The organism is Acinetobacter sp. AOR41_HL (genome assembly GCF_027854645.1).
GTDB lineage: Bacteria > Pseudomonadota > Gammaproteobacteria > Pseudomonadales > Moraxellaceae > Acinetobacter > Acinetobacter nosocomialis.
Map to the genome: position 1 here is coordinate 19,758 of NZ_JAKTHZ010000012.1, position 19,362 is coordinate 39,119.

The following is a 19,362-nucleotide window of genomic DNA, read 5'->3' on the forward strand; positions in this document are numbered from 1 at the left end:
TTGGAGCCGTACCATGTCTGCGACTATTGTAAATACAACTGATGATAACTTCCAAGCAGATGTTCTAGATGCAGAAACACCTGTACTTGTTGACTTCTGGGCAGGTTGGTGTGCACCTTGTAAAGCGATTGCACCTGTTCTTGAAGATTTATCAAGTGAATATGCTGGTAAAGTAAAAATCGTTAAAGTTGACGTGACTTCTTGTGAAGATACTGCAGTGAAATACAATATCCGTAATATTCCTGCTTTATTACTTTTCAAAAATGGTGAAGTAGTAGCGCAGCAAATCGGTGCTGTACCTCGTTCTAAACTCGTTAGCTTCATTGACGAAAACGTTTAAGTCCGAACGTTACAGATGAAATACGCTATATCTCTATAGCGTATTTTTTTCGGCTATAAATTGACAAATTAGCTGATCTCACTTATATTGCATGCTCAAGAGGCACTGAAGGGAATCGTCTTCTGTCCGGCTTCTTACAAGACACAAACATAAAGATCGCCACTCGGCAACAGAAATTGTTTTTTCACATTTCTCTTCGAAACAGTTAATTAGACTTCTGAATTGTTATTGTGTAAATACAATTGCGATACTCTTTTTTGTATGCGAGCGATTTTTCTTCTTTTAAACCACACTCTATTCTTTCCTAATTCTGACCCCTATGAACTTAACTGAACTCAAGAAAAAACCAATCGGCGAACTAATTAAAATTGCTGAATTTATGGGCCTTGAAGGTATGGCTCGTAACCGAAAGCAAGATATTATCTTTGCCATCTTGAAACGCCATGCAATGAATGGCGAAGAAATTTTTGGTGACGGCGTTCTTGAAATTCTCTCTGATGGTTTTGGTTTTTTGCGCTCTGCCGCAGGTTCGTATTTAGCCGGTCCGGATGATATTTATGTGAGCCCCTCACAAATCCGACGCTTTAACTTGCGTACAGGTGATACCATCACAGGTACTATTCGCCCTCCGAAAGAAGGTGAGCGTTATTTTGCGTTGCTCAAAGTTAACCAGATTAACTATGACACGCCAGAAAATTCTCGAAATAAAATTTTATTTGAAAACTTAACTCCCCTTTTCCCAACCGAACAATTGGTTATGGAACTTGGTAATGGTACAACAGAAGACTTAACTGCCCGTGTTGTCGACTTAGTTGCGCCAATTGGTAAAGGACAACGTTCTATTATTGTTGCACCGCCAAAAGCGGGTAAAACAATGTTACTTCAAAACATTGCACAATCTATTGTGAGAAACAATCCGGAAGTGTTCCTTATTGTTTTACTTATTGATGAGCGTCCAGAAGAAGTAACTGAAATGGAACGTACCGTACGCGGTGAAGTCGTTGCCTCAACATTTGATGAAGCACCAGCACGTCACGTACAAGTAGCTGAAATGGTCATTGAAAAAGCAAAACGTCTTGTTGAACATAAAAAAGATGTTGTGATTTTACTTGACTCTATCACACGTTTAGCTCGCGCATACAACACTGTAATTCCTTCATCAGGCAAGGTATTGACCGGTGGTGTAGATGCACATGCATTAGAACGCCCAAAGCGTTTCTTCGGTGCTGCTCGTAATATCGAAGAAGGCGGTTCTTTAACAATCATCTCTACTGCTCTTATTGAAACTGGCAGTAAAATGGACGATGTAATTTACGAAGAATTCAAAGGTACTGGTAACCAAGAAATTACACTTGATCGCCGTATTGCTGAGAAGCGTGTCTTCCCTGCCATGAATATTAAGAAGTCAGGTACACGTCGTGAAGAACGTTTAATGGATGAAGATAAATTACGTAAAGTCTGGATCCTCCGCAAACTCCTTCATCCTATGGATGAGTTGGCTGCTATGGAATTCTTACTTGACCGTATGAAAGAAACCAAAACAAATGATGATTTCTTTGATCAGATGAAACGTAAAGCTTCCACTTAATCATTATGTTGTTTTCCAAAAAGCTACTCTCATGAGTAGCTTTTTTATTTGGTTGACATGCTTTACACAAAAATACATTTTGTTAAACCTTATGTAAGGATATATTTAAGCTTTTGAAAACAAATATTTTTAATATAAAAAAATTATGTTTTTTAGTAGCTTACTTATACCTTTTCCAATATATCTAATCTAATTGATTGTTTTTTTCTGTTAAAAAACAGGCTGTTTTTTCAATTTTTCTGCGCTTTTTTGACAGGTGACAGTAGTATTTCAACATTTGCAGTGATAGCATAGCGGCAGACCAGTTAGACTGCTCCATGCGTTGTTACCTAGCTACGTTTAGGAATAATAAAAGCAAAACAGCCTAACTTAGGTTTTTTTAATCTCAAATTTTTTTTGTGAGAGTGATGCCATGTTATTCAAAAAATTCGCTGTTGCTGCTGCTGTTGCCGCTACTTTAGCTTTCGTTGGTTGTTCTAAGAAAGAAGAAGCTCCAGCTGCTGCTGCTGCTTCTGAAGCTGTAGCTGCTGCTTCTGAAGCTACTGCTGCTGCTTCTGAAGCTGCTGTTGCTGTTGACGCTGCTGCTTCTGAAACTGCTGCTGCTTCTGACGCTGCTGCTTCTGCTTCTGACGCTGCTGCTGCTGCTACTGACGCTGCTGCTTCTGCTGCACACTAATCTAGAATCTAGATTAGATAAAAAGAGGACGTTATGTCCTCTTTTTTTATGCTTAAATTTTATGATTTAAACAAATATATATTCGATATATGATTTAAATGAATTTGAGCGCTCCATAAAACATGTTAATTCTAAAGCTATAAAAAAATTATAAATAAAAAAAAGCAGATCAATCGATCTGCTCATTTCCAACGCGTTGTCTAAATTTCTGACCTGCTCTGAAGGTCACTACACGACGGGCAGAAATCGGAATTTCTTCGCCTGTTTTAGGATTACGTCCTGGACGCTCGCGTTTATCTCTAAGCTCGAAATTACCAAAACCAGAAAGCTTAACCTGCTCACCCGCGATAAGCGCTTGGCTAATTTCGTCAAAGAACAACTCGACCATTTGTTTTGCTTCACGGCGATTTAAGCTGGTTAACTCACTTAAATGATCAGCCATGTCTGCTTTAGTTAGTGCTGTCATGAGGCCCTCAATGTCGCTTGATAAGTGTTTTCCAACACTTGGATTATATTGTCCATACCAGATTTAATTTCAGCATCTTCAAGCGTACGTGAAGGATGTTGCCATAATAGTGCAAACGCTAATGAACGTTTACCTTCTTCGACACCCTGCCCCGTATACACATCGAATAACCAAGTAGAGTCTAAAAGCTCTCCACCAGTTTTTTCGATTAACTGCTGAATATCTCTAACATTTATATTATCAGAGATTAAAAGCGCAATATCACGTCTAACCGAAGGAAAACGTGATAATTCTGTAAAATTAGATACATAAGATTGCAAAACTGCTGCCTGATCAAGCTCAGCAACCCAAGTTGTGCTCAAATCGAGCTGATTTTCTAAAGATGGGTGCAAACGACCTAGGTAACCAATTGATTTACCATCAACTAAAATTTCAGCAGACTGTCCTGGATGTAACCATGAACGCTCTGAACGTACATATTCAACTTTGACACGTCCAGCAGCTAAAACTTCCTCTACTTCACCTTTAAAATCGAAGAAGTCCATTGGTTGTGGCTTAGCATGCCATGATTCTGGTTCACGAGAACCTACAGCAATTAAAGCTAATGTCGGGATTTGCTTTAAGTCTTGAATAGAATTGGCATCTTGATAATCAAAACGTAAACCAAGCTCAAAGAAACGTACACGGCTTTGCTGACGATTTAAATTATATTGCACACAAGGAATTAAACTAGAAAGCAAAGTGCTACGCATTGCTGCCAAATCACTTGAAATTGGATTTGCTAGCATAAGTGGATTGATTTGCGGGTTTAACTGCTTTTCAAGTTTTGCATCAGCAAAGCTAAAGCTGATTGCTTCTTGGTAACCTAAAGTAACTACTGTTTGGCGTAGCTGTGCAATTTCAAAACGATCTTGGTACTTAGCAAGCTGAACATCCATGCTTGGTAAGCTGATCTGAATATTGTCATATCCATCAATACGAGCAACTTCTTCAATCAAATCTTGATAAATTGCCATATCATAACGATGTGAAGGTGGAACTACGCTCCATTCGCCATCAGCTTTAAAAGTTACTTCACAACCTAGTCGAGTTAAAGCATCTGTAATAAATTCAGCAGCAACTTGATATCCCAATAATTGGTCTACCTGAGCTTGCTTAAGTTCGATCGCTTCACGTTTAGGAAGTAAATCAGATTTTTCAGCTATAGTAATTGGACCAAACTCACCACCTGCCAACTCTTGAATAAGCTGGGAAGCACGGTTCATCGCAATCAAAGGTAATTCGAAATCTACACCGCGTTCATAACGTTGCGAAGAGTCTGTGTGTAAACCAAAACGACGAGCACGCCCGGCAATCGCAAGCGGAGCAAAGAATGCACTTTCTAAGAAAATGTCTGTCGTATCATCAGTTACACTTGACGCTAGACCACCCATAATACCGGCAATTGCTAAAGCTTTCTGGTCATCAGCAATAACCATCACATCTTCTTGCAATTCAACTTCTTGATCATTCAAAAGTTGCAACTTTTCTTGCGGCTTAGCTTGGCGAACTTCTACAGTACCTTCGATTTTAGCCAAATCAAAAGCATGCATTGGCTGGCCTAATTCCATTAGAACGTAGTTCGTTACATCAACTAAAATACTGTGTGTACGAATTCCTGAACGTGCTAAAGCTTGTTCCATCCATTCAGGAGTAGCAGCTTTCACATTGACATTTTTAATGACACGTCCTAAATAGCGTGGAGCACCCTCTGTACTGATAACAACCTTTTTCTCATCAGTGATTGTCGCATCAACCGATTTAATTTCAGGTTCATTCATTTGCAGTTGGTTAATCACTGCAATTTCACGTGCGATACCACGGATACTGAAACAGTCACCACGGTTTGGCGTAATACTAATATCGATGACGTTATCATCAAGTTTTAAGTATTCACGGATGTTTAACCCTACTGGAGCATCGGCAGGTAACTCAAGCAAACCATCGATTTTATCTTCAAGATCAATTTCAGAAGCGCCGCACAGCATACCTTGTGACTCGACACCACGAAGCTTACCTTTTTTGATTTTAAAATCGCCTGGTAATACTGCGCCAATAGTTGCTACAGGTGCTTTCATTCCAGCACGAACGTTAGGAGCACCACATACAATTTGCAGAGGCTCACCTGAACCAATATTCACTGTTGTTACACGTAGACGGTCTGCATCTGGATGCTGTTCAACTGTTAAAACTTCACCAACTACAACTCCGGTAAATGGCTTAGCAACAGGCGCTAGTTCATCTACCTCAAGACCAAGCATAGTCAACTGATCAGATAATGTATCACTATCAATTGCAGGGTTAACCCATGTGCGTAACCAATTTTCGCTAATCTTCATCTTTATAAACCTTATTTAATCCTGAAAAAATGTTAGGCAAATTGGCGTAAGAAACGCACGTCATTTTGATAGAACATACGCAAGTCATTAATGCCATAACGCAACATTGCAAAACGTTCTACCCCTAAACCAAAAGCAAAGCCTTTGTATTTATCAGGATCAATACCCGCAGCACGCAATACATTTGGATGCACCATGCCACAGCCTAATACTTCTAACCAACGTCCACGCTCATCCATGATATCTACTTCTGCACTAGGCTCTGTAAATGGGAAATATGATGGACGGAAACGTACTTTTAAATCTTTCTCAAAAAACTCATTAAGTAGGTTAATTAATAAACCTTTTAATTCAGCAAAGCTGGTGTTCTCAGCAACATACAAACCTTCGATTTGATGGAACATTGGCGAATGCGTTTGATCCGAGTCACAGCGGTATACACGGCCCGGACATACAATACGAATTGGCGGCTGACTTGTTTCCATGGTACGTATTTGCACACCAGAGGTATGCGTACGCAACAAATGGTTTGCATCAAAATAGAAAGTATCGTGCATGGCACGTGCAGGGTGATGCCCAGGAATATTTAATGCTTCAAAGTTATGATAGTCATCTTCAACTTCTGGCCCTGTTGCAACCGTAAAACCAGCTTTAGTAAAGAATTGGCAAATACGTTCTTGCACTTGAGTAACAGGATGAACTGTACCAATACGCTGTCCACGACCTGGCAAAGTAATATCAATGGTCTCATTTGCTAGTTTTTGTGCTAGCGCAGCTTGTTGTAATGCCGTTTGACGCTCAGTTAAAGCACTATTAATCGTTTCTCGAACAGCATGAATCGCAGCACCTTGTACTTTACGTTCTTCAGGGTCCATTTTCCCTAATGCTTTCGATTGTTCTGCAAGCTGGCTTTTTTTCCCTGTAAATTGCACACGCACCTGATCAAGTGCAACAAGGTCTTGAGCTGCTGCAATGGCAGCAAGCGCTTCTGTGGTCAGGGCTTCCAGTGACATATTAACTCTCAAAGCAACAAATTTAAAAATATAATAAAACACTGCATTCTAACAGTTTTTCACCGTATTGATGAAGTTTATCCATCATGAAAAATGTATTAGGCAACAAAAAGATAAAACGTATAAAATAATAGCATCGTCAATGAGATCAATTATTATGGCGCTCAATCAGATTTGGAAACAACAACTTACACTTGTGACCTACGGTAATGAATACCTTCGCCAGAATTTAAGCTTCAACCAATGGCGACAACATCATATTTTTGACCAGCATAGTTTTCAATTTCGTGACTTAATTTCACAGCATTTACTTGCTCAACATTTCCAAGTTTGGTTAGAAGCACTCAAAAAACAAGGGACAACTCAAATATCTCTTCACCTATCTACTATTTTAAATGAAGAGCAAAACCCGAATAGTAATGTCGAGCTTTTACCTTATGCTCATTTTATTGTAAGCCACCAAAACAATAAAAAAATCGCATGGATTTTTGGTCATGAGCTTGCAGAGTGGTACAGTAGCGATAACGAATTTGAACCACCTTTAAATCAGCGTAGCGATTTACGCTTAGAAACTTTCTGGCGTTTTGAATTGAATGAAAAATTATCTAAGAAAGTTGAAGCTGACTTAAAGGCACCCCAATGGGATGAAATTGCTGACTTTATGGAAACCGAGTTATTTCGGAGTAAGTATGCAGCAGGTTTTGAAGAACCCGAATTTCAGAAAAAATATTTTGATGGATCAACTCATCAAATTTCGGTAGATCATCAACCAACACTTGCACTTATACCTGAGAACTACCCAGCAGATTGTGCACATCAACTCCTCTACCGCACCCAAGCTCTATCTGACTATTTAGAGCAGAAAAAACGCAGCGCAAATGATCCTTTAGGGGAAGACCTAGACCAAGAACAAATTATTAACTTAAGAAACTTTACCCACAAAACTGATGATCTATTTGCAAAGCTCATTGTGAAAACAGCCAATCATTATCAAACTGCACAATTAAAACCAGTTGAAAAACCTTCTCCTTTTGATGCAACGAATGAGTCCACAACTCATTTAAAAGCACCTCATCATAAAGCTGGAGGAACAGGTGTAATTAAGCTTATTGTACTAACGGTAATTATTTGTGCCTTAGCTTATTATTTTGGTCTTTAATCAAGATTAAAGTTTCCATTGATAAAGTAATTCTGTTATTCCGAGGCCGAACTCTGGTAGTTCGGCTTCATTAATTAACTGTGCTCCCATTTTTTCATAGAAGAAACGGTTCGGATTTTTATTAAAGACTTCTAAATGAATAAAAGCATAACCTTGATTTAAAGCGCATTGATAGAACTTTTGGAATAATTCACGGCCTATACCTTGTTTTTGAACTTCTTTTAAAAGATAAAAAGCAAGAATTTCAGCAATATTACTTTCTGGGTTTAAATAGCCATCGAGAAAGCCTTTCACTACCCCATTTTCAGTATAGATAAATAACTTATGATCAGGACTTCTGCTTATCTCTTTCCATAACTGTTCTTTATCTAGTACGTTAAGCTCATCTAATATTTCTTGCTTAACCATACCGGCATAGGTTTCTTTCCAACCTTGCACATGTACTTCTGCAATAGATAATGCATCGTTAAATGATGCTATACGAATATCTGAATTATTTAATGACTTCAATTTGTTCCCCTCACCTTACTACTTTTTTTAAAGTGAAGCATTGGTTGATCTCACACCAACCTATTCAGTTAAAAGCCGCTCTCGAACATGCATTAAAGCAAACCCCAACAAATTTAGACCTTGCCATAGAGATGGATCTTGGACATGTGGATGGTCTTGCGCCATACCAATACCCCAAATTTTATCGACTGGAGATGCTTCAACCAAAATACGGTCTTTCGTTGCTAATAAGAATTTTTTCAATTCAGAATGCTGTGAGAATTTAGCAAAATTCGCCTGCACCACTATGTCAAAACGTTTTTCTCGCCATATCTGTTCATCATAGTTACGCACTTTACGACCGAGTTGCTTCGCTTCATTCGGATGTCTAACCTGCAAAATCTGTGCAAAAATTTCTTCATCATTAAATAATTTTGCTTTTTGCGCCATCATATAGTGTTCAGCAGTAAAGTACTCGACACCTTCTACTTTGAATTGCGCTGGGAACCACTGGCTAAAACAGCTTTTATCAACAAGATCAGCTTGTTTAGGAGTATGTCCCCAAAAATATAAGTATTTATACTGGTGACCTTGCTGTACTTTTTGAATTAAGTCATTTAGAAATTTTTCGTCTTTCATCATTTATCTCTGATTATTTTCTCTTTTTAAAATAGAACCATTAAAAATAAAAAAGACCGCTAAAAAGCGGCCTCTTTTTGAATCTCTAAGCTTATGCAGCTAATGCACCTTTAGCTTTTTCAGCTAAAGCAGCAAATGCTACTGCATCATGCATAGCGATGTCAGCTAATACGCGACGGTCGATGATCACTTGAGCTTTTTTCAAGCCATCGATCATACGGCTGTAAGACAAACCGTTTTGACGAGCACCAGCATTGATACGCGCAATCCATAGAGCACGGAATTGACGTTTCTTTTGACGGCGGTCACGGTAAGCGTATTGACCAGCTTTGATTACCGCTTGGAACGCTACGCGGTAAACGCGTGAACGAGCACCATAGTAACCTTTAGCGCGAGCAAGAATTTTTTTGTGACGGCGATGAGCCACTACACCACGTTTTACACGAGCCATTTATAATCTCCTTAGATGTATGGGCACATACGACGAACTGAATTCATGTCAGAAACATGAACCATTACACAGCCGCGTAATTGACGGATACGTTTAGCAGATTTTTTGGTCAAGATGTGGCGCTTGAACGCTTGTTTACGCTTAAAACCGTTTGCAGTCGCTTTGAAGCGTTTAGCTGCACCACGGCGAGTTTTTAACTTAGCCATAGTAACCTCTTTTAGGCACCTGTTCGGCGCGATTGCACCATTGCAAAATCGACCTGCAGGTAAGGAAGCGCGTATTTTATAGTATGCTGACTAAAATTAAAACTACTCGTAGTGCTTTTTTAGATGAATGTCTTAACAAATTAAAAATTCATATCGTTTTTTTTTAGAGATTGGTCACTGCTAATAAATTCAACATTATGCCTTATTTAGCTCTATAATATGTTCAAATTATCAACATACGATATTTCAAATGCAGAAACATGATGCATTCGCTGCACTACGCTATAGAGATTTCTCTATTGTTACCATTAATCAATTTTGCTTAACGTTAGCAATTTTGATTCAAGAAATTATTGTTGCTTATTCACTTTATCAAATTACCAAAGATCCTCTAACTTTAGGTTTAATTGGACTAGCAGAAGCCATTCCATTTATTGCTCTATCGCTTTGGGGTGGCTATTTTGCTGATAAATTTAATAAACAGGTCATTATGAAAATCTGTTTATTTTTCTCGGTACCTCTACCTTTAGTTTTGTGGTTGTTGTTTCATTTGCATGGTTTAGGTCATATCAGTGTAAATTTCCTTTCTTGGGGTATTTACGCAGTCATCTTTGGCTTAGGTACGATACGTGGGTTTTATAATCCCTCTGCCACCTCATTGAAACCGTTCTTAATTCCACGCGAGCTTTATGCTAATGGTGCAACATGGACAACGATTGGTTGGCAAAGTGGCGTGATTATTGGGCCTATGCTAGGCGGTTTTATGCTTGCTTACTTAGGCAGAGAAACCAGTCTTTTTAGTGTTGCTGCCCTACTCAGCATCTGTTTTATTCTTATTAATTTATTACAAAAACGAAGCTTTCCTAAAATTGAAACTGCGAATGTATTAGAAAGCTTAGGTGATGGTTTCCGCTTTATTTGGAAAACCAAAATCGTTCTCTGGGCTATTTCTTTAGACTTAGCCTCCGTTTTATTTGGAGGTGTGATTGCCTTACTGCCTATCTTTGCTGAAGATATTTTAAAAGTAGGGCCAGAAGGCTTAGGTTATTTGCGTGCAGCGCCTTCTATTGGTGCACTCATTACCATGATTGCTTTGACCCGTTTTCCGCCAACTCAGCACGCATGGCGTAACATGCTACTTGCAGTTGCCGGATTTGGTGTATTTACGATCCTTTTCGCTTTCTCAAACAATATGTGGTTATCCCTATTTGCACTGGCCATGACAGGTGCTTGTGACAGTATTTCAGTTGTGGTTCGACAAACCATTTTGCAAATATTCCCACCAGAAAATATGCGTGGTCGGGTAGCGGCTGTAAATGGCATGTTTGTGTCATCTAGTAATGAGCTGGGTGCATTTGAATCAGGCTTGGCTGCTAAATATTTGGGAACTATTGCAGCGACTATTTTTGGTGGTTGTATGACGCTTGCAGTGGTCACGTTCTGTTGGTTAAAAACCAATGACCTATTTAAAGTCGACATTACCAAAAGCTCGGAAGACTAAATAAATAGTTTTAATATAAGCATCTTCGGATGCTTGTATTTTAAATAAAGTCTGTAATTACCCAATAAATGAAAATATAACGCCCAGCCTTAGCAATAAGAACCATAAATAAGAAGCGCCAAAAATTTTCTTTGAATAAGCCCGCAACTAAAGTAATAGGGTCACCAATCACAGGAGTCCAACTTAAAAGCAGCGAATAAAAACCATATTTATGATAAAAACGTTGAGCCTGCTCTAAACGTTTTTCGGAAACCGGGAACCACTTTTTATGTTTAAACTGTTCTATTTTTGAACCTAACCACCAGTTCACACATGAACCGAGTACGTTTCCAAAAGTAGCAATCGAAATGAGAAGAAAAGCGGACTGTTGATTTTTTAATAATAAAGTAGCGAGTACAGCTTCTGATTGTAGTGGTAATAATGTAGCAGCCCCAAAAGCACTCAAAAAAAGTAAAAAGTAACTTAGCATTCTAATTAAACCAAACTACCTTTCACTTTATTCATTGTGCTACCAAGCAAAATTAGATAACTTTAATTGATAAAGCTTTTTGTACCGCAGGACGTGCTGTTAGGCGGACAATGTATTCTTGTACATAAGGATAATCCTCTAATTGAATCCCCTGCCATTCATAGCGCAGAATCCAAGGTAAAATTGCCATATCAGCAATTGAGTATTCCCCTGCAACAAACTTCTGACCAATAAGCTGTTTGTTTAATACGCCATATAAACGCTTAGTTTCATTCACATAACGTTCAATTGCATAAGGAATTTTCTCTGGCGCAAAGCGGTTAAAATGATGATTCTGCCCAAGCATAGGCCCTAGCCCACCCATTTGCCACATGAGCCATTGTTCAACTTCAACTCGCTCTTGTTCATCTGTTGGATAAAACAATCCAGTTTTTCGACCTAAATATTGTAAGATCGCGCCTGATTCAAATACTGAAATTGGCTCACCACGTGGACCGTCCTGATCAACAATTGCGGGGATTTTATTATTCGGGGAAATTTTCAGGAAATCTGGTTGAAATTGATCATTTTCTAAAATATTAATTGGATAAAGGGTGTAATCCAGTCCCATTTCTTCTAAGGCAATTGTGATTTTATGTCCATTGGGTGTTCCCCAATAATATAGATCAATCATTCTATTTTCCTATTCATCGTTATCATGACTGCGTCTTGCGTTATATCATGTTTTGGCTAATACAATGATATGTCCAACACCAAAAAACACATAAAATTTGAGAATAACTTTGGTTTAAAAAGTTATTAAATCGCACTTTAAAGGAATTAAATCAAGAAATGACGGGCATAAAAAAGCACTGCGTTTGCAGTGCTTTTTTTGAGTATTACTTTTTCTTTTTCGGTCCAAGTAACATACCCATTTGTCGACCTTCCATTTTCGGAGCTTGCTCTACAATACCAAACTCAGCTACGTCTGCTTCAATCTTTTGCAATTGAGCTAAACCAAGTTGTTGGTGAGCCATTTCACGACCACGGAAACGTAAAGTGATTTTGACTTTGTTACCTTCTTCAAGGAACTTCAAAATAGCACGAAGCTTAACTTGATAATCACCTACATCAGTTGCTGGGCGTAGTTTGATTTCCTTCACTTGCACTTGATGCTGTTTTTTCTTGGCATCTTTTTGCTTCTGTTTCAGGTCAAACAAGTGCTTGTTGTAATCCATGATTTTACAAACAGGCGGCTCAGCGTTTGCGACAATCTCAACAAGGTCAAGATCTGCATCCTCAGCAGCACGCAGTGCTTCATTTAATGAAACAATTCCTTTTTGCTCACCATCAGCAGCGACGAGGCGTACTTCTTTTGCACGGATCTCATCGTTAATTGCTGGACGGTTACTCTTTGCACCTTGTTGTTGGTTACGGTCAGGCTGTTTAATCTTTCTTACTCCACAATATACCGGCCACGTTCGGCGACGGCAGATTTCACTAAGTCAATGAAAGCATCCACTGACATAGTACCTAAATTTTTTCCTGAGCGAGTACGTACATTCACTGTACCTTCTTCAACTTCTCGATCACCAAGAACTAACAGGTAAGGAATGCGCTCTAGAGTACGCTCACGAATCTTAAATCCGATTTTTTCATTTCTCAAGTCAGAAATAGCGCGAAGGCCATTTTCCTTGAGTTTTGCCACAACTTGCTCACTTGCTTCAGCTTGAGCATCGGTAATGTTCATGACACATGCTTGTACAGGTGACAACCAAGGTGGCATGAAACCAGCGTAGTGTTCAATTAGTATACCAATAAAACGCTCAAAACTACCAAGAATTGCACGATGCAACATTACAGGCTGATCACGTTCGTTTTCTTCAGTTACATAAGAAGCGTCTAAACGAACTGGCAAGTTGAAGTCACATTGAATGGTACCACATTGCCATACACGACCAAGACAGTCTTTTAAAGAGAACTCAATCTTTGGACCATAGAATGCGCCTTCACCCGGCTGCAATTCCCATTTAAGACCAGCTGCATCTAAAGCATCTGCTAAAGATTTTTCAGCTAAATCCCAAAGAGCGTCATCACCTACACGTTTTTCTGGGCGAGTAGACAACTTCATTTGAACTTCTTCAAAGCCAAAGTCTTTATAAACGTCTAAAGTAAGTTGAATAAAATCTGCAACTTCTTTACCAATCTGTTCTTTAGTACAGAAGATATGTGCATCATCTTGTGTAAAGCCACGAACACGCATAATACCGTGTAAAGAACCAGATGGTTCATTACGGTGACAAGAACCAAACTCAGCTAAACGAATTGGTAAATCACGGTAAGATTTTAATCCTTGGTTGAACACTTGAACGTGACAAGGACAGTTCATTGGTTTTACAGCATAGTTACGACTTTCTGAATGAGTCGTAAACATGTTTTCTGCATAGTTTGCTGCGTGACCAGATTTCTCCCAAAGCGTAAAGTCTACGATTTGCGGAGTTTTAATTTCTTGGTAACCATTGTCTTGCTGAACTTTACGCATGTACTGCTCTAGTACTTGATAAATAGTCCAACCATTTGCATGCCAGAACACCATACCCGGTGCTTCTTCTTGCATATGGAACAAGTCTAATGCTTTACCAATTTTACGGTGGTCACGCTTTTCAGCTTCTTCAATACGCTTGATGTAAGCTGCTAATTGTTTTTTATCAGCCCAAGCCGTACCGTAAATACGTTGAAGCTGTTCATTCTTCGCATCACCGCGCCAGTAAGCACCAGAGATTTTAGTAAGCTTGAATGATTTTAAGAATTTTGTGTTCGGTACGTGCGGACCACGACACATATCTAAATAGTCTTGATGGTAGTACAAGCCCATTTGAGTTTCTTCAGGCATGTCTGCAATCAAGCGTAATTTGTATTCTTCACCACGAGCAGTAAATTCAGCAATGACTTCATCACGTGGAGTCATTTTTTTAACAACATCGTAATCTTGATCGATGAGCTTTTTCATGCGCTCTTCGATTGCTGCCATATCATCTAATGTAAAAGGACGTGGCATCCAGATGTCGTAATAGAAACCTTCTTCAATGACTGGACCAATCACCATCTTTGCTTCAGGGAAAAGTTGCTTTACTGCATGCCCTACAAGGTGTGCACAAGAGTGGCGAATGATCTCAAGACCTTCTTCATCTTTTGGAGTGATAATTTGTAAGGTCGAGTCTTCGGTAATTAAGTCACATGCATCAACTAAGCGATCATTTACTCGTCCAGCAACGGTATTTTTTGCTAAACCAGGCCCAATACTTTGAGCGACTTCCATAACAGATACAGGGTGATCAAAATTCTTTTGATCGCCATTTGGCAATGTGATAATTGGCATAGAAAAATCCTTAAGGAGTGATGCCCTATACGAAGGAGCATTTCACCGCGAGATTATGATCGAGGCAAGCCTCAAAATATAAAAACGGTGTAAATCAAAATTAAAAAACCTGAAAGATTTTACACTTGTTCAAGCCAAGTGAAAACCTTTGTACTCATAAAATCATAAATACATTTTGCTTATACGGTAAACAGCAATAAGTGACTTTAATAAGTGCTCTACCTAAATTTTAAGAAATACATAAATAGGATAATTATTCATCAGAACTGTTTTAAGATGTTGAAAATAGCATTTGTGCTCATTTCCTGACTGAGGGGTATTTCTGTTTAAGACTAAAGCATTAATGCTTTGATTAATATTAAGTCATATTTTCAAAGAATGAATTAAAAAATAGAACATGGAGTTATTTCACATGGTTAGTGCATACGATGAATTACCACGCACACCCGCAAACTTTGTTGCGTTATCCCCTCTGCGCTATTTAGAACGTGCAGCTTATATCTATCCAGACCAAGCGTCTATCATTCATGGTAATCGTCAGATTTCATGGAAAGAAACTTATCAGCGCTGTCGTCAATTTGCATCTCAGCTTCAACAATTAGGCATAACTAAAAACGATACCGTTTCAGTTTTATTGCCAAATGTACCAGCAATGATTGAAGCCCATTTTGCTGTACCTATGGCAGGTGCCGTTCTTAATACACTAAACACCCGTTTAGATGCTAAAACCATCGCTTTTATGCTAGAGCATGCTGAGACGAAAGTGCTTTTGGTTGACCCCGAGTTTGTTAATCTAGCCCGAGAAGCCCTATCACTCATTCCAAACCAACATATCATTGTGATTGATGTAGCTGATGAAGAATATGAAGGTGAAAATCAATTTCTTGGTTCGTTTGAATATGAAGTATGGATAGCTCAAGGCGATGCTAATTTCGAATGGCATTTACCGCAAGATGAGTGGGATGCAATTAGTTTAAATTACACATCAGGAACAACGGGTAATCCTAAGGGAGTGGTTTATCACCACCGAGGTGCTTATTTAAATGCAGCTAGTAATATTTTAGCTTGCGGTATGAAATCTCGAGCTGTTTATTTATGGACACTTCCTCTTTTTCACTGCAATGGTTGGTGCTTTGCGTGGAGTATTGCAGCAAGTGGCGGAACCAATATTTGTTTACGCAAAGTTGACCCCGAACTGGTGATGCAGCTTATTGCTAAACATAAAGTTGATTACTTCTGTGGCGCTCCAATCGTCTTATCCATGATTATTAATCTACCGAAAGAAAAGCAGCCAAGCATAGAACATCATGTTGAAGTTATGGTGGCAGGTGCTGCCCCACCTGTCGCTGTAATTGAAGGTATGCGAAATATTGGAATCAATGTCAACCACGTTTATGGTTTAACTGAAACCTATGGACCATCTGCCCTTTGTGCCTCTCAAGCAGGATGGAGCGACCTGTCAATTACTGAACAAGCGCAACTACACTCTCGTCAGGGTGTGCCTTATCCACTTCAAGATAGTATGCGAGTATTAGACCCTGAAACGATGCAACCAGTTCCAAATGACGGTGAAACCATGGGAGAAATTATGTTCCGTGGCAATATTGTTATGAAAGGATATTTAAAAAATCCAAAGGCAACCGAAGAAGCTTTCGCTGGTGGCTGGTTTCATACTGGAGATTTAGCTGTTTGCCATCCAGATGGTTACGCAAAAATTACTGACCGCTCTAAAGATATTATTATCTCGGGCGGAGAGAATATTTCATCTTTAGAAGTTGAAGATGTTTTATATAAACATCCTGCGGTTTTAACAGCGGCTGTTGTGGCAAAACCTGATGAACGTTGGCAAGAAGTACCATGTGCATTTATTGAATTAAAAACGGGTGCTACAGTGACTCCTGAAGAAATTATTGCACATTGTCAAAAAGAACTGGCACGTTTTAAAGTTCCCAAAGATGTAGTGATTACTGAAATTCCAAAAACCTCAACAGGCAAATTGCAAAAATTCATTTTGCGTGAATGGGCAAAAGAACGCGTTTAAACAATATAGGAAATAAAAAAGCGACGTGTTAAACGTCGCTTTTTTAGTTAAAACGAAATTAACCTTGATCTGACAATAAAGCGACTTGTTGCACGTAGTTAATAAACTTACCTTTAGATGCTTCAAGATCTGCTTCTGCAACTTGCTGAGTCTTATCACGGTTAATCCTTAACACATGCTGACGCAAAGTATGACGTTCTGATGCATTATAGATTTTACTAAACTCGTTAATTGCAGGATCACCTTGCTCGATCATACGATCTACCCAACGCATAAGTTGAGCTTGTTTTTTCGCGCCTTGTTGAGGAGTCAAATAAGATAAAATGACTGTCTCATCTTCATTACGCAAGAGTTTACCAACACGTTGAAATTGGCGACGGCGTGCTTCAAACGAACTAATATTCTGGACTTCTAAAAGAGCATCAATTAAACGCTCATCAACCGGAAGCTTTTGAATCTGTTTGATAGAAAGTTGTGCTAACTGCTCACCTAAAGCAGCCATACGTTGAACTGCTTTTTTCTGTTCGGTTTTACTTGCACGTCCTTCTAAAGAATCAAAATCTTCTTCAGTATAACGCTGGGGACGACGTGCCACGATTAATCTGCCTCATAAAATTTTGCGGCGAATAACGCCTGTACTTCATTTAATGCCTGTTCTTCGTCAGTGCCATCAATGACCAAACGTAAAGTGGTCCCTTTTCCTGCACCTAACATCAGTAACGACATAATATTTTTAGCATCTACTAAATGATCGCCCTTACCAATCTGAATTGACGAACGAAACTTTGTAGTGACCTCTATCAGTTTTCCTGATGCACGTGCATGTAAACCGAGTTTATTAATTACATCAACAGTTGTGTCTATCATGACCAGTGCTTCATTTCTCTGTGTAAGACCTGAACAGACCATTCTGCCTCAAGTGCTTGTTTTAGTCTATCTACCATATAAACTGAACGATGCTGGCCGCCAGTGCAACCTATTGAAACCGTCATATAATGACGATGCCCTTCAGCAAATGCCGGCAGCCATTTTCTTAAGAAGTGGTGTATATCCTCAAACATTTCGTTTGCTTGCGGACTTGCTTCTAAAAACTGCTTAACTGGCTCGTCTAAACCAGAAAAGCGGCGTAATTCTAAATCCCAATGCGGATTTGGTAAATGCCGTACGTCAAAAACATAGTCGGCATCTAAAGGAATGCCATGTTTATAACCAAATGACTGCAATATAACAATCAGATTATCTGACTGCCCTAATTTTGACAGCAAGATATGTTTTAAATCATGAACACTTTTATCAGTGGTATCAATATGAACCGTTGCTCGGAACTGAATTGGAATCAGTAACTGCTTTTCTTCATGAATACATTGCAAAAGGCTTTTGAAGCGATTTGCCAACGGATGTGGACGACGCGACGCACTAAATCGTGCAATCAAATCCTGATCTTGTGTCGTCAGATAAATCACATCAACCGTACCATGTTTTTGTAGTTGCTCAAAAACATGGTCGAACTCTTGCATATCAGCCCGAGTACTTCGGACATCTACACCTAAAGCCAGTTGCTCAAGATTATTTTCATGATCTAGCTTTGCCACAATTTCAGGCAGCAATGCCAAAGGTAAATTATCAATACAGTAATAGCCCAAATCTTCTAATACTTGAAGAGCTGAAGATTTTCCTGAACCAGACTGTCCTGTCACGATAAGTATACGCTTCATGGCATGGCTGTCCTTTTATGTATTATTGAGGTGCAAAGGCAACTTGTAAATTATCAATTAAACGTGTTCCGCCCAACTTGGCCGCGACAAACAACACAATATCACGATCAAATTGAGACACAGCCAACAAGTTTGGCTGACGAGCTTCCACATAATCCACAACAAAACCATTGTCTGTCAACAACGTTTTTAAATCTGCCAAGACTTGTTGTAAATCTTTACCTTGGTGTAATTGCTCTTCAGCTTGCTTTAGTCCTTGATAGATGACTGGCGCAATCTGACGTTGTTCCGGAGTCAAATAACCATTTCTTGAACTCAGTGCTAAACCATCTGCTGCACGAACAATGGGCACGCCAATCACTTCTAATGGAATATTTAAGTCTTGTACAAACTGGCGAATCACCGCCAACTGTTGATAATCTTTTTGACCAAAGAAAGCATAGTTCGGTTGCACAATATTAAAGAGTTTTGTGACAACCAGCGCTACACCATCAAAGTGCCCAGGACGTGAACTACCGCATAAGTCATCTGTAATCTGGCTGACACTAATATTAGTTAAACGAGGTTGTGTGCCGTACATTTGCTCAACTGAAGGCGCAAAAATAATATCACAACCAACATCAGCAAGTAGACGACTGTCCTGCTCTAAAGTACGTGGATAGTTATCAAAATCTTCCCCCGGACCAAATTGGGTCGGGTTTACGAAGATACTAACAACTACAACGTCACATAACTTTTTCGCTTCACGAACAAGGGTGAGATGGCCTTCATGTAGATTTCCCATAGTTGGGACAAAACCAATGATTTTACGTGCAGCTCTAGCAGGATTTAAAGAAGCAGCTAAGCCTTGTATAGTGGTTTCTGTTTTCATGA

At 39.2% G+C, this 19,362-nt stretch carries 22 protein-coding genes and 1 pseudogene; 6 read left to right on the forward strand and 17 right to left on the reverse strand.

The genetic code is table 11. The features are described from left to right. Window positions 1-13: 13 nt before the first annotated feature. Together trxA and rho are read left to right on the forward strand one after the other, a co-directional pair. On the forward strand, window positions 14-340 hold the full coding sequence (gene trxA / locus MKL35_RS03375; RefSeq protein ID WP_002054512.1) for a thioredoxin: 327 nt from the start codon (window positions 14-16) through the stop codon (window positions 338-340). A gap of 319 nt (window positions 341-659) precedes the next feature. Then, window positions 660-1,928 (forward strand): transcription termination factor Rho, encoded by a 1,269-nt coding sequence (gene rho / locus MKL35_RS03380; protein ID WP_001054522.1) that lies wholly within the window; start codon window positions 660-662, stop codon window positions 1,926-1,928. Between the two features lie 184 nt (window positions 1,929-2,112). Here the strand turns inward: rho and MKL35_RS03385 are convergent, their stop codons facing one another. Then, entirely contained in the window at window positions 2,113-2,247 is a 135-nt protein-coding gene (locus MKL35_RS03385) for a hypothetical protein (protein ID WP_017393480.1), read from the reverse strand. A gap of 93 nt (window positions 2,248-2,340) precedes the next feature. Here MKL35_RS03385 and MKL35_RS03390 point away from each other — a divergent pair, with 93 nt between their 5' ends. Continuing rightward, the gene (locus MKL35_RS03390; RefSeq protein ID WP_004698569.1) at window positions 2,341-2,604 is read left to right on the forward strand and encodes a hypothetical protein; all 264 of its coding nucleotides are present in this window, start codon (window positions 2,341-2,343) and stop codon (window positions 2,602-2,604) included. 169 nt (window positions 2,605-2,773) lie between these two features. Here MKL35_RS03390 and MKL35_RS03395 read toward each other — a convergent pair whose 3' ends face one another. The 3 genes from MKL35_RS03395 to pheS are packed head-to-tail and all read right to left on the reverse strand — an operon-like array spanning window position 2,774 to window position 6,461. After that, complete coding sequence (locus tag MKL35_RS03395) at window positions 2,774-3,070, reverse strand: integration host factor subunit alpha (RefSeq protein ID WP_000126166.1); 297 nt, start codon at window positions 3,068-3,070, stop codon at window positions 2,774-2,776. Then, the gene (gene pheT, locus MKL35_RS03400; RefSeq protein ID WP_106479536.1) at window positions 3,067-5,448 is read right to left on the reverse strand and encodes a phenylalanine--tRNA ligase subunit beta; all 2,382 of its coding nucleotides are present in this window, start codon (window positions 5,446-5,448) and stop codon (window positions 3,067-3,069) included. The genes MKL35_RS03395 and pheT overlap by 4 nt, the downstream gene beginning before the upstream one ends. 32 nt (window positions 5,449-5,480) lie before the next feature. After that, window positions 5,481-6,461 (reverse strand): phenylalanine--tRNA ligase subunit alpha, encoded by a 981-nt coding sequence (gene pheS, locus MKL35_RS03405; protein ID WP_002054514.1) that lies wholly within the window; start codon window positions 6,459-6,461, stop codon window positions 5,481-5,483. 157 nt (window positions 6,462-6,618) lie between these two features. On the opposite strand from pheS, the gene MKL35_RS03410 reads away from it, so the two are divergent. Further along, on the forward strand, window positions 6,619-7,620 hold the full coding sequence (locus MKL35_RS03410; RefSeq protein WP_106479535.1) for a hypothetical protein: 1,002 nt from the start codon (window positions 6,619-6,621) through the stop codon (window positions 7,618-7,620). A gap of 6 nt (window positions 7,621-7,626) precedes the next feature. Here MKL35_RS03410 and MKL35_RS03415 read toward each other — a convergent pair whose 3' ends face one another. The 5 genes and pseudogenes from MKL35_RS03415 to MKL35_RS03435 form a co-directional block, all read right to left on the reverse strand. Next, window positions 7,627-8,130, reverse strand: coding sequence for a GNAT family N-acetyltransferase (locus tag MKL35_RS03415; RefSeq protein WP_106479534.1), 504 nt, complete (start codon window positions 8,128-8,130; stop codon window positions 7,627-7,629). Between the two features lie 60 nt (window positions 8,131-8,190). Further along, the gene (locus MKL35_RS03420) at window positions 8,191-8,748 is read right to left on the reverse strand and encodes an NADAR family protein (RefSeq protein WP_106479541.1); all 558 of its coding nucleotides are present in this window, start codon (window positions 8,746-8,748) and stop codon (window positions 8,191-8,193) included. A gap of 91 nt (window positions 8,749-8,839) precedes the next feature. After that, on the reverse strand, window positions 8,840-9,199 hold the full coding sequence (rplT, locus tag MKL35_RS03425) for a 50S ribosomal protein L20 (protein ID WP_000124858.1): 360 nt from the start codon (window positions 9,197-9,199) through the stop codon (window positions 8,840-8,842). Window positions 9,200-9,210: 11 nt separating this feature from the next. Then, on the reverse strand, window positions 9,211-9,405 hold the full coding sequence (rpmI, locus tag MKL35_RS03430) for a 50S ribosomal protein L35 (protein WP_002054552.1): 195 nt from the start codon (window positions 9,403-9,405) through the stop codon (window positions 9,211-9,213). Window positions 9,406-9,416: 11 nt separating this feature from the next. Further along, window positions 9,417-9,524: pseudogene (locus tag MKL35_RS03435) on the reverse strand (hypothetical protein); the annotation flags it as partial. 131 nt (window positions 9,525-9,655) lie between these two features. On the opposite strand from MKL35_RS03435, the gene nreB reads away from it, so the two are divergent. Then, window positions 9,656-10,906, forward strand: a complete 1,251-nt coding sequence (gene nreB / locus MKL35_RS03440) for a nickel resistance MFS transporter NreB (protein ID WP_106479533.1) — start codon at window positions 9,656-9,658, stop codon at window positions 10,904-10,906. A 40-nt stretch (window positions 10,907-10,946) separates the two neighbouring features. Here nreB and MKL35_RS03445 read toward each other — a convergent pair whose 3' ends face one another. The 4 genes from MKL35_RS03445 to thrS all read right to left on the reverse strand — a co-directional run bounded on the left by MKL35_RS03445 (window position 10,947) and on the right by thrS (window position 14,733). Continuing rightward, window positions 10,947-11,375: a YqaA family protein gene (locus MKL35_RS03445; RefSeq protein WP_106479532.1), complete on the reverse strand. Its 429-nt coding sequence runs from the start codon at window positions 11,373-11,375 to the stop codon at window positions 10,947-10,949. A 52-nt stretch (window positions 11,376-11,427) separates the two neighbouring features. Then, window positions 11,428-12,048 (reverse strand): glutathione S-transferase N-terminal domain-containing protein, encoded by a 621-nt coding sequence (locus tag MKL35_RS03450; RefSeq protein ID WP_002054551.1) that lies wholly within the window; start codon window positions 12,046-12,048, stop codon window positions 11,428-11,430. Between the two features lie 205 nt (window positions 12,049-12,253). Then, window positions 12,254-12,805: a translation initiation factor IF-3 gene (gene infC, locus MKL35_RS03455; protein ID WP_079377112.1), complete on the reverse strand. Its 552-nt coding sequence runs from the start codon at window positions 12,803-12,805 to the stop codon at window positions 12,254-12,256. 5 nt (window positions 12,806-12,810) lie between these two features. Further along, window positions 12,811-14,733 carry a threonine--tRNA ligase gene (thrS, locus tag MKL35_RS03460; RefSeq protein WP_004710556.1) on the reverse strand — a complete coding sequence of 641 codons (1,923 nt, stop codon included), beginning with the start codon at window positions 14,731-14,733 and terminating at the stop codon, window positions 12,811-12,813. A 412-nt stretch (window positions 14,734-15,145) separates the two neighbouring features. Between thrS and MKL35_RS03465 the strand changes: the two genes are divergently transcribed. Then, entirely contained in the window at window positions 15,146-16,774 is a 1,629-nt protein-coding gene (locus MKL35_RS03465; protein ID WP_106479530.1) for an acyl-CoA synthetase, read from the forward strand. A 58-nt stretch (window positions 16,775-16,832) separates the two neighbouring features. Here the strand turns inward: MKL35_RS03465 and yjgA are convergent, their stop codons facing one another. Genes yjgA through panC form a run of 4 tightly spaced genes read right to left on the reverse strand, consistent with a single transcriptional unit; the run spans window position 16,833 to window position 19,360 of the window. Next, the gene (yjgA, locus tag MKL35_RS03470; protein WP_004883153.1) at window positions 16,833-17,369 is read right to left on the reverse strand and encodes a ribosome biogenesis factor YjgA; all 537 of its coding nucleotides are present in this window, start codon (window positions 17,367-17,369) and stop codon (window positions 16,833-16,835) included. 2 nt (window positions 17,370-17,371) lie between these two features. Further along, on the reverse strand, window positions 17,372-17,641 hold the full coding sequence (locus MKL35_RS03475; RefSeq protein ID WP_000567533.1) for an HPr family phosphocarrier protein: 270 nt from the start codon (window positions 17,639-17,641) through the stop codon (window positions 17,372-17,374). Further along, the gene (rapZ, locus tag MKL35_RS03480; protein ID WP_002054547.1) at window positions 17,638-18,489 is read right to left on the reverse strand and encodes an RNase adapter RapZ; all 852 of its coding nucleotides are present in this window, start codon (window positions 18,487-18,489) and stop codon (window positions 17,638-17,640) included. Before rapZ ends, MKL35_RS03475 begins: the two co-directional genes overlap by 4 nt. A 22-nt stretch (window positions 18,490-18,511) precedes the next feature. After that, the gene (gene panC / locus MKL35_RS03485) at window positions 18,512-19,360 is read right to left on the reverse strand and encodes a pantoate--beta-alanine ligase (protein WP_106479528.1); all 849 of its coding nucleotides are present in this window, start codon (window positions 19,358-19,360) and stop codon (window positions 18,512-18,514) included. Window positions 19,361-19,362: the final 2 nt, after the last annotated feature.